Source organism: Methylobacterium sp. WL19 (genome assembly GCF_008040005.1).
GTDB classification, from domain to species: Bacteria; Pseudomonadota; Alphaproteobacteria; order Rhizobiales; family Beijerinckiaceae; genus Methylobacterium; species Methylobacterium bullatum.
Window position 1 is genome coordinate 1 of the sequence record NZ_VRVC01000161.1, and the last position, 9529, is coordinate 9529.

Consider the following 9529-nt stretch of genomic DNA (forward strand, 5'->3'; position numbering starts at 1 on the left):
CGCCGGCTCGACGGCGAGACCCTGCGCCCGCTCCACGCCCCGGACGCCGCCGCCCGCGCCGCCGGCTGGCTCGAAGACCTCACCGACGAACTCTGGGCCGGCGCGCCCGCCGCTTGAACCCTTCCGATCCCCAAAACCGGACCTCGAGAATGTCGACCGTTTCCGTCGTGACGCTGGCCAAGGGACGGCCCGCGCATCTCACCAACCTCGTCCTCGGCCTGATGCGTCAGACGCGGGCACCCGCCGAACTCGTCGTCGCCCGCATGCAGGACCAGCCCTACGACCTGCCGGAGGCGCCGTTCCCGATCCGCCAGATCCCGGTGGCGGGAGACCCGCTGCCGCTGGCCGCCGCACGCAACCGCGCCGTGGCGGCCGCGTCGGGGGAGGCTGTGGTCTTCCTCGACGTGGACTGCATCCCCGCGCCCACCCTCGTGGCCGATTACGCCCGTCGCCTCGGCGAATGCGACGGATTGCTGATGGGCGAGGTGCTCTATCTCCCCGGCGGGGCCACCGCCGGTGCGTGGAGCTCCGACGGGTTCGCGGATGTCGCCGTCCGGCATTCCGACCGGCGCGGCCCGCCGGCCGAGGGCATCGAGATCTGCAACGATTATCGCTGCTTCTGGTCGCTGAACTTCGCCATGCGGAAGGCGACCTTCCTCGGCGTCGGCGGCTTCGACGAGCGCTATGCGGGCTATGGCGGCGAGGACACCGATTTCGGCAAGCTTCTCGACCAGCGCGGCATCGCCATCGCCTGGCTCGAAGGCGCGCGCGTCTATCACCAGTATCATCCGCACCACATGCCGCCGATCCACCATCTCGACAGCGTGGTGCGCAACGCCGAACTGTTCGAGGCGAAGTGGGGCTACCGGACCATGGGCCATTGGCTCCATGCGTTCCGCCTCATGGGCCTGATCGACGACACGCCCGGCCGGCCGATCCGCATCCTGCGCCGCCCGGATGCCGACGATCTGGCGCTCACGGGCCAGCAGAGCCACCAGCCCTATTCCAACACCGCCTCGGTCATCCGCATCCTCGATGCGCGCAACGCCGCCGCCCTCACCGAGCGGGCCGGAACCCTCGCGGCGGAGCCCGAGCCCGCATGACAGCCATCCGATGAGGATCGCGCTCCTCGCCCATGTGCGCCAGCCCATCGCCCAGCCCTTCAAGGGCGGTATGGAGGCCCATAGCTGGCACCTCGCCCGGGGGCTGCAGGCCCGCGGCCACGAGGTCGTGCTGTTCGCCTCCGGCGACAGCGACCCGCGCTTCACCCTCGACCCGGTCCTGCCCGAGCACCAGGAGCGGACGTTCCCCGGGCAGGAGCATACCGGCAACCCGGCGCTGATCGCGCATCTCGATGCCGGCTACGCCGCCGCCTGCGACCGGATCGCCGCCGGGGGCTTCGACGTGGTCCACAACAACAGCCTCAGCCGCCTGCCCCTGGCGCGCGGGCGAACGGAGGCCGTGCCCACCGTCACCTCCCTCCACGTGCCGCCCTACGATGCCCTGCGCTGGTTCGTTCACGACGGTGTCGCCCCCTCGCACCGGATCACGGTGACGTCGCAAGGGCAGCTGCGTGCCTGGTTCCCGGAAGGGGCACCGCCCGAAGTGTCGGTGCTCCACAACGGCATCGACCTGGCCGATTGGCCCTACCGCGACCGTGGCGACGGCAGCGCCGTCTGGTGCGGCCGGATCACGCCCTACAAGGGGACGCACCTCGCCATCGAGGCGGCGCGGAAGGCGGGCATCGCCCTTACCCTCTTCGGCTCGACGGAGGACGCCGAATACTGGGAACAGGCGGTCAGGCCACTCCTCGGCGGCGCGATCCGCTATGGCGGCCATCTCGACGGGGCCTCCCTCGCGGCGGAAATCGGACGGGCCTCGGTCTTCCTGTTCACCCCCTGCTGGGACGAGCCGTTCGGCCTCGTCGCCATCGAGGCCATGGCCTGCGGCCTGCCCGTGGCCGGCATCGACAGGGGAGCGGCCCGCGAGGTCATCGGCGAGGCGGGCGCCTTCGCCCCGCCCGGAGACGACGAAGCCCTCGCCGACGCGATCGGGCGAGCGCTGGCCATCCCGCGACGGAGCGCGCATGAGCGCGTCCTCCGCCACTTCACGCACGACGTCTGGCTGGACGCGTGCGAGGCGCTGTACGCCGACGTCCGACATTCGCACCCCGGCGGCCGGGATCGGTAGAGCTACGATCGTCACATATATCGCGGGCTGCGCCACCCTGCCTTCCTCCACCTCGCGGGGAGGAGTTGGAGGTGGGGGCGGTCGGGCGACCCTCATGCTGCGGAGGCTGGCGAAGCCACTCCCACTCCTGACCTTTCCCCAGAAGCTACAGGATTCACACATCGGCTCGACGGCTGTTGCCTCTACCCAAGAGGGTTCGGCATAGGCGCGACGGGCACCCTCTCCTTCCAGGAGAGGGTGCCCGCGCATCCCGCGAGATGTGTGAACATCGTAGTCCGACACGTGGGGAGGGACGCGCCTCCGGCGGGGATCCCTTGTCCGGCAGCCGCCGCGCGGTCGCGCGGGCAGGCCCGATCGGACGCTTCGAAACGGATCGAAGCCGAAGGCTTTAGCCTTCGCTATCCATCGAATGCTGCACGGCACAAAACGATAGCCCGCCGCAGCAAGATGAATACAGTGCATGAAGCATATGGAAACGATCGTTAAGTATTAAATCGTACCCAACCGCCAATGCAGCGGCAACAACGCCAGTGCTCCGGAACCGATCGAGTAGGCTGGGTCTTTGAAGCTCGGGCCTCAAGTGCCCGCCATGCCATGTAAGCCGGCATGATCTTCAATCTATCCCGTCGTTCTCGATTTGTGGGTTTGGAGAAAACAATGGCCACTGTCTCGATCCTGACCAATGCTGGCTTCGACGTTCGCGATTTCTTCGTTCCCAACCTGGGTGGTGCCGACCTCACATTCACCGGCCTCGTCGACAGCGTCGGCGACCTCCTTCTCGACGGCAGCCGAACGGATACGTTCGAGGTTCTCACCATCGAGGCGAACGGCCTCACCTACAACTACAGCGGCAATTGGGAGATCGAGGCCTCCACCGGCCTGTTGACCGGAACGGTCTCGGCCAGCGGCGGCTACGACGGGGTCGAGGTCAAGCTCGGCGATACGGTCCTGGCGACGCTCGACCTGCCGTTCCAGCCGGTCAACCTCGGAACGGAAACAAGCACCGGCATTCTCGGGGACGTCGGAGACCTGGTGACGGATCTCGTCGGCGGCACCGTGGACATCCTCCTCGGAACCCTCGATGACACGGTCTCGCTGGTGGGCCTCAATCTCGACGCCACCCCCGACCTCATCGACATCGTCATCGATGCCGGCGGCACCCAGACCGGCGGCGATGGCGACGACACCCTGCGCGGCGGCATCGGCGGCGACACCCTCGACGGCGGCGCCGGCAACGACACCATGATCGGCGGTGCGGGCGACGACACCTACATCGTCGATTCGGCCGGCGACACCGTTGTGGAGGATGCCGGCGAAGGCGACGACACCGTCCGTTCGTCGGTGACCTACACCCTTCCCGACAACGTCGAGAACCTCGTTCTCAGGGGCACCGGCGCCATCGACGGGACAGGCAACGCCCTCGACAACAGGATCACCGGCAATGATGGCGACAACCGCCTCGACGGCGGGGCCGGCAACGACCGCCTCACCGGGCGTGGCGGCGACGATGTCCTCGTCGGCGGCACCGGCAACGACATCATGCGCGGCGGAGCCGGTGACGACGTCTACGTGGTGGATTCCACGGGCGATCAGGTCATCGAGGAGGCTGGCGAGGGCAACGACACCGTCCGCTCGTCGGTGACCTATAGCCTCGGCGCCAATGTGGAGACCGTCGTTCTCACCGGAACCGGCGCCATCGACGCCACCGGAACCGGCGGTGCCAACAGCCTGACCGGCAATAACAGCGACAACCGCCTCGACGGCGGCGCCGGTAACGACACGCTCTCCGGACGCGGGGGAAATGACACCCTTCTCGGCGGCACCGGTGCGGACACGATGCGCGGGGGCACCGGCGACGACACCTACGTGGTCGACGCTGCGGGCGATCGGGTCATCGAGTTGGCCGGCGAGGGCACCGATACCGTGCGCTCCTCGATCGACCACACCCTCGGGGCCAATGTCGAGCGCCTCGTCCTGACCGGAGCCGGAGATCTCGACGGGACCGGCAATGGCTTGAACAACGCCATTTTCGGAACCGGCGGGGACAACGTGCTCAATGGTGGTGGCGGCAACGACATCCTGTTCGGCAAGGGCGGAAACGACAGGCTCGACGGCGGAACCGGCAACGACACCCTGCATGGCGGTCTCGGCGACGACACCTACTTCGTCGACAGGGTCGGCGATAAGATCGTGGAACTCCCGGGCGAGGGCAACGACACGGTTTATGCCTCGGTGACCTACGGGCTCTCGGCCAATGTCGAGAACCTCGTCCTGAGGGGGACTGGCAACCTGAGCGGTTTCGGCAACGACCTCGACAACGCCATCACCGGCAACGACGGCAACAACCGTCTGAGCGGGGGGGCCGGCGACGATGTCATGACGGGCCGCGGCGGCAACGACACCCTGCTCGGCGGCACCGGGGCCGACACCATGCGCGGGGGAACCGGCAACGACACCTATGTCATCGACAATGCCGGGGATCGCGCCATCGAACAGCCGGGCGAGGGCTTCGATACGATCCGCTCGACCGTCAGCCACACGATGGAAGCGAATACGGAGAAGATGGTTCTCAGCGGAACCGCGGCTCTCACCGCCAACGGCAATGCCGGCAACAACGAGATCTACGGCAATGCCGGTGACACCGCGATCTACGGCGGCGACGGCCGTGACCTTCTCTACGGCCGCGGCGGTGCCGACACCTTCGTGTTCAAGGACGTCACCGACAGCGACGTCGCCATCGGCGGGCGCGACATCGTCAAGGACTTCGACTTCGCACAAGGAGACCGCATCGACTTCAGCGCGATCGATGCGAATTCGGGGCTAGCCGGCGACCAGGGCTTCCAGTTCGTCGGAACCCAGGCGTTCTCCGGCGAGGCCGGCGAGTTGCGGATGAAGTTCGGCGGCGGCAACACCCTCCTGCAGGGTGACACCAACGGCGACGGAGCGGTCGACTTCTCCGTCCTCCTTCAGGGCCATCATGTCCTCGACAGCGGGTCGTTCATCGTCTGACGCGGGCTTCCCCGGCGGTCGGTCGCCCTCCGGCACCGGATGGCCCGACACGCCGACAAAGACCACATGAGGAGCGGGGGGCCGACGGCTCCCCGCTCTTTTCCGGGGATCTCGGCGCAGAATGGGGCGACGATTCTCTCGGAGAGGCGCTGGAGCCGACGAGACGGCGGTTTCCGCCGGCCCGGTGACGTTCCGGGCTTGACGCTGGTATACCAGAAGGACCAAGATGCTGTCGCTCCTCTCGGGGAGCCTTCCTATGAGCAAAACTTCACCCGCCCGGCTTCGGCCGAGGCGGGCTTTTGCGTGTTTGGGCAAAGGCGTCGAGACCGACCCCCTCGACGCGGCCGTGATCGCCCGCTTCACGCAAGCCACGAAACCGGCCATCCGCCCAAAAGCTCCTCACCATGCTGCGGAGCAAAACACCATGGCCGCCCCAAAGCGCTCGACCGACAGGACCGTCGCTTTGGAAGGAGAGGGGACCCATCGTCTGCGCCAGATGGGCGAACAGCGCCGCCGCACGGAGCGGGGCCACCTCATAAGCGGGGATCGGCGTAGTGCTTGATCACCGCGAGGGGAGCGGACGGGGCCGGCCACAGGATGAGGCGGTAATGGTCCTCGCCGTCCAGGCGATCGTCGGTGAGGGTGGTCAGGCCGCCGAAACAGGCGCGGACGCGGTAGGTGCCGGGTGCCACCGAGAGGATGTCGATGGACCCGCCCGTGCATTCGTGGATTTCGAGCCGGCCCGAGGGCAGGTCGAGGCTCGCCTCCACCACATGGTCCCAGAGGTCGAGGGCTTCGTCGGGCGGTGCGTCGACGATGTCGAGTTCCACCGGCACGGACATGTTGCGCTCGGGCTGGATCACCACGAGGAACGGCGCCGTCTTGACCCTCCGCCGGAGGTCGTCCTCGCTGTAATCCAGCGCCGTGTCGGGCATCTCGCCGTGATCCCAGAGATAGAACTGGTGGTAGTCGGCGAAAATCTCGTAGCGCTTCTGCATGGCATCGCTCCCGCTGGCGCGACCGGAATAGGACGTTCGCTCAGGTTTCGCGATGACCCCGTCCGATGGCGGTGCGAAGGCCCGTCGCGTGGCGGTCGGCCCCGCCTCATTCCGCCGGGGCGAGGGGGCGGGAGCGGTCGTTCCCCGTGAGGCCGAAAAAGCCGACCGCCGAGGCGACGATGACGGCGCCGCAGGCCGCCGCGATCCCGAGCACGAGCCCGAACCCGCCCCTCTCGTGCAGCAGGGCGATCAGCGGCACCGCGAACCCGCTCACGGTGAAACCGAGGAAATAGCGCACGCTGTAGGCCCGCGCGCGGTAGAGCGGCGGCACGTAGCGGGCCACCATCGCGTCGTTGATCACCACCTGCCCGTAGAGCGCCGCCATGGCCAGGACGAGGCCGGCGAGGAGCGGGAGGCCGGTGCTCAGCGCAGCGATTCCCAGGCCCAGGGGCTGCAGCACCGACAGGCTCAGGAACAGCGCCGGCAGGCTGTAGCGGTCGATCAGGCGTCCCATGACGAGCTGGGTCAGGGCCCCCACCATGAAGACCAGGGTGGCCACGGAGCCGATCAGCGCGAGGGGCAGCCCGTCGCCGACCCGCTCGTCCACCACCTTCGGCAGGGCGATGGTGGTGATGTTGAAGGTCATGCCCCCCGCCACGATGGCGCAGGCGAAAACCACGAGCAGGGGGATGGGCCGGGACACCGCGAGCACCGCCTTGCCCCCTTCCTTGCCCTGCACGCCCTCGCCGTCGCCGGGGACCATGGCGAGAAACGCAGTCCCACAGGCGAGGCAGACCAGGCCCGGCACCAAGAAGGCTGCCTGCCAGCCGAACCCCGTCGCCAGCAGCGCCGTGACACCCGAGGCCGTCGCGGCGCCGACATTGCCCCAGACGCCGTTCACGCCGAGGTCCCGCCCGAGGCGGCGCGAGTGGGAGACCAGCATGGTCGAGCCGACCGGATGATAGATCGCCGAAGCCAGCCCGAGCACGCAGAGCCACAGGGCGAAAGCCGTCGGGCTCGCGGCACTCGCGACCCCGAGGCACGACAGGCCGTAGCCGAAGAAGAACACCGCCAGGAGGTTTCGCCGTCCGAACCGGTCGGCGAGCCAGCCCATCGGCAGCGCGCAGAGCCCGAAGGCCACGAAGGCGCCGGTGGCGAGCGCGATGAGCTCCCCATAGGACAGCCCGGTCTGCGCCGCGATGGCGAGCACGGCCGTCGGGTAGATCAGCAGGACGAAGTGATCGAGGGCATGCGCCACGTTGACGAAGCGCAGGGTGCGGCGGGACAGGGTTTCGGCGTCCATCGATAGAGGATCTCCGCAGGCAGGCACCCCTCTACCTGACCCGTTGAACGCCGTCGGGCCGAAGGTGTACGCGTTCGGGCCAAGGCAGACCGCGCCGACGGGGAAACCATGCGCTCCATCAGGGCCGAGGACTATCAGGACGTGCCACGGGCCGTCGCGGTGATGCCCAAGACCTTCGCGGCAGGCAGCCGCACGGAACGGCACTCCCACAAGCGGGCGCAGCTGCTCTACGCCACCGCCGGACTGATGATGGCGACCGCCGAGGACGGGACCTGGGTGGTGCCGGAGGGCCATGCCCTGTGGATTCCTCCACGCCTCCCCCACGCGGTCGTCATGCATGGCGACGTCGCGATGTGCTCGGCCTATCTCGCCGTCGAGGCGATTGCCGGCTTCTCCGAACGGGCACGGGTCATCGAGGTCTCGCCCCTCCTCGCCGCCGCCCTGGTCGCCCTGACAGGCGAGCCCGTTCTGTATGACGAGACGGGGCGGGGCGGGCATCTGGCCGCCCTGGTGCTCGACGAGACCAGACGCGCCCCCGAAACCCGGCTGACCCTGCCCTTGCCCCGCGATGCCCGCCTACGACGGATCTGCCTAGGGTTGATCGACGATCCCGCCTTGGCGCTCGGTCTCGACGCCTGGGCCGATCAGGCCGGCGTGAGCCGCCGGACACTGACGCGCGGGTTTCGCCGGGAAACGGGCCTCAGCTTCGGGCAGTGGCGCGCGAGGGCCAGGATCGTGCGGGCCCTGGCCCTTGCGGCCGATGGCCGGGCGGCACGCCACGTCGCCGCCTCGGTGGGCTATCGCAGCATCCAGGCCCTGAGGGGCAGGACCCAAGCGCTGATCGGACGGGAGGGGGACACCCGGCCGGCCTCGGCGGCCGTCGCTCCGCCGGGTTAAAGAGCGTCGCCCGTCCCGGCAGGATCGGTCATGCCTTAAGCCCGAGGAGAAGGCAGAATGCGTCGATATCCACGACGTCCCCGGCATCGCGATCGGAACCGTCCGGGGTGGACCGGGATGCCGATGCGCCTGCTCGCCGTGTCGCTGGCGGTCTCCTCGCCCGCCCGCGCCTTCGACGAACTCATCGTCCGGCCGCCGACGGGTCTGGCGGACGAATGCGTGAACGGCCTCATCGAGCACCGAACCGGCCAGTGGAAGCGGCGGGACCGGCCGCCCGCCTCCGGCGCGTTCGGGAGCGTCGAGGAAATCGTGGGGGACGTCGACCCGCCGGCCCTGCGCGCCTTGGCGGAGCGCGGGTGCAGCCGGCGCTTTCGGCATCTCTTCCTGTCCTGCACACGGGTCGATTGGCCCGAGAATGCCAGTCCCGCCCTCCGGCCCATGGGCGTTTCGGCAGAAACGGAGGCCGAGATGATGCGGGTCATGCGCGGATGCCTCGCCGATCTGAAGCAGGCGGGCGTGCCGCCGACGGGCACGCGATGACCGCGGGGCCGGACGACTGGAAGCGCCTGCCGTTCGGGGAGACGGCTTCCATTCCCTACCGGGCCTCCTTTAGCGACGCGGATTTCGAGAGGATCGCGCGCGGCTTGGTTCCGAAGGCGATGGAGGACAAATGGTTCGCCTATCTCAATGGCCCGGTTCTCTGTTTCCATCGAAGCTGGACGGGGCAGGCGGCTTATCGCGTCACCTTCCGAAGGTCGGACGGGCGCCACATCGTGGCCGAGGCACTGTGCGCGGTGGAGCTGATGGAAAATGGTGAGGCCGCCTATCAGGCCGAGCTGCTCGATTTCCTGATCCGTACCCTCCTATTGGGCGCGCCGCGTCCGTTCCCGCTTCCCAGTGATCTGAAGGAACCGGCGCCGGGCATCTATCAGCATAGGGTCGCGGGAACCGGCTATCGGGAGGTCGCGGTCCCCCGAAAGCCATGGTGGAAATTCTGGGGCTGACGCCCGGTTGCCCGTCTTCCTATCCTTCGGGTGTGATGAGGAACGCGCCGCGGCGGTTCCGCTGCCGTCCGGCGGGGTCGTCGCGTCCATCGGGGTGGGCGTTGGGCGCGACGGGCACGGTCTCGCCC

At 68.5% G+C, this 9529-nt stretch carries 8 protein-coding genes and 1 pseudogene; 7 read left to right on the forward strand and 2 right to left on the reverse strand.

Annotation, left to right across the window (positions count from 1 at the left end; all coding sequences use genetic code 11):
* The 4 genes and pseudogenes from FV220_RS26520 to FV220_RS22300 form a co-directional block, all read left to right on the forward strand.
* A pseudogene (locus FV220_RS26520) lies at positions 1–117 on the forward strand (glycosyl transferase); the annotation flags it as partial.
* 32 nt (positions 118–149) lie between these two features.
* Complete coding sequence (locus FV220_RS22290) at positions 150–1103, forward strand: galactosyltransferase-related protein (protein ID WP_147833262.1); 954 nt, start codon at positions 150–152, stop codon at positions 1101–1103.
* Between the two features lie 10 nt (positions 1104–1113).
* On the forward strand, positions 1114–2190 hold the full coding sequence (locus FV220_RS22295; protein WP_147833263.1) for a glycosyltransferase: 1077 nt from the start codon (positions 1114–1116) through the stop codon (positions 2188–2190).
* Positions 2191–2847: 657 nt separating this feature from the next.
* Entirely contained in the window at positions 2848–5199 is a 2352-nt protein-coding gene (locus tag FV220_RS22300) for a calcium-binding protein (RefSeq protein WP_147833264.1), read from the forward strand.
* A 533-nt stretch (positions 5200–5732) separates the two neighbouring features.
* On the opposite strand, the gene FV220_RS22305 is transcribed toward FV220_RS22300, so the two are convergent.
* Complete coding sequence (locus FV220_RS22305; RefSeq protein WP_147833265.1) at positions 5733–6197, reverse strand: hypothetical protein; 465 nt, start codon at positions 6195–6197, stop codon at positions 5733–5735.
* A 106-nt stretch (positions 6198–6303) separates the two neighbouring features.
* Positions 6304–7500: an MFS transporter gene (locus FV220_RS22310; RefSeq protein ID WP_147833266.1), complete on the reverse strand. Its 1197-nt coding sequence runs from the start codon at positions 7498–7500 to the stop codon at positions 6304–6306.
* Positions 7501–7608: 108 nt separating this feature from the next.
* On the opposite strand from FV220_RS22310, the gene FV220_RS22315 reads away from it, so the two are divergent.
* From FV220_RS22315 to FV220_RS22325, 3 genes are all read left to right on the forward strand, one after another.
* Positions 7609–8397, forward strand: coding sequence for a helix-turn-helix transcriptional regulator (locus FV220_RS22315; RefSeq protein WP_147833267.1), 789 nt, complete (start codon positions 7609–7611; stop codon positions 8395–8397).
* A gap of 117 nt (positions 8398–8514) precedes the next feature.
* Positions 8515–8937, forward strand: a complete 423-nt coding sequence (locus tag FV220_RS22320) for a hypothetical protein (protein ID WP_147833268.1) — start codon at positions 8515–8517, stop codon at positions 8935–8937.
* Positions 8934–9401 (forward strand): hypothetical protein, encoded by a 468-nt coding sequence (locus FV220_RS22325; RefSeq protein ID WP_147833269.1) that lies wholly within the window; start codon positions 8934–8936, stop codon positions 9399–9401. The genes FV220_RS22320 and FV220_RS22325 overlap by 4 nt, the downstream gene beginning before the upstream one ends.
* Positions 9402–9529 lie beyond the last annotated feature (128 nt).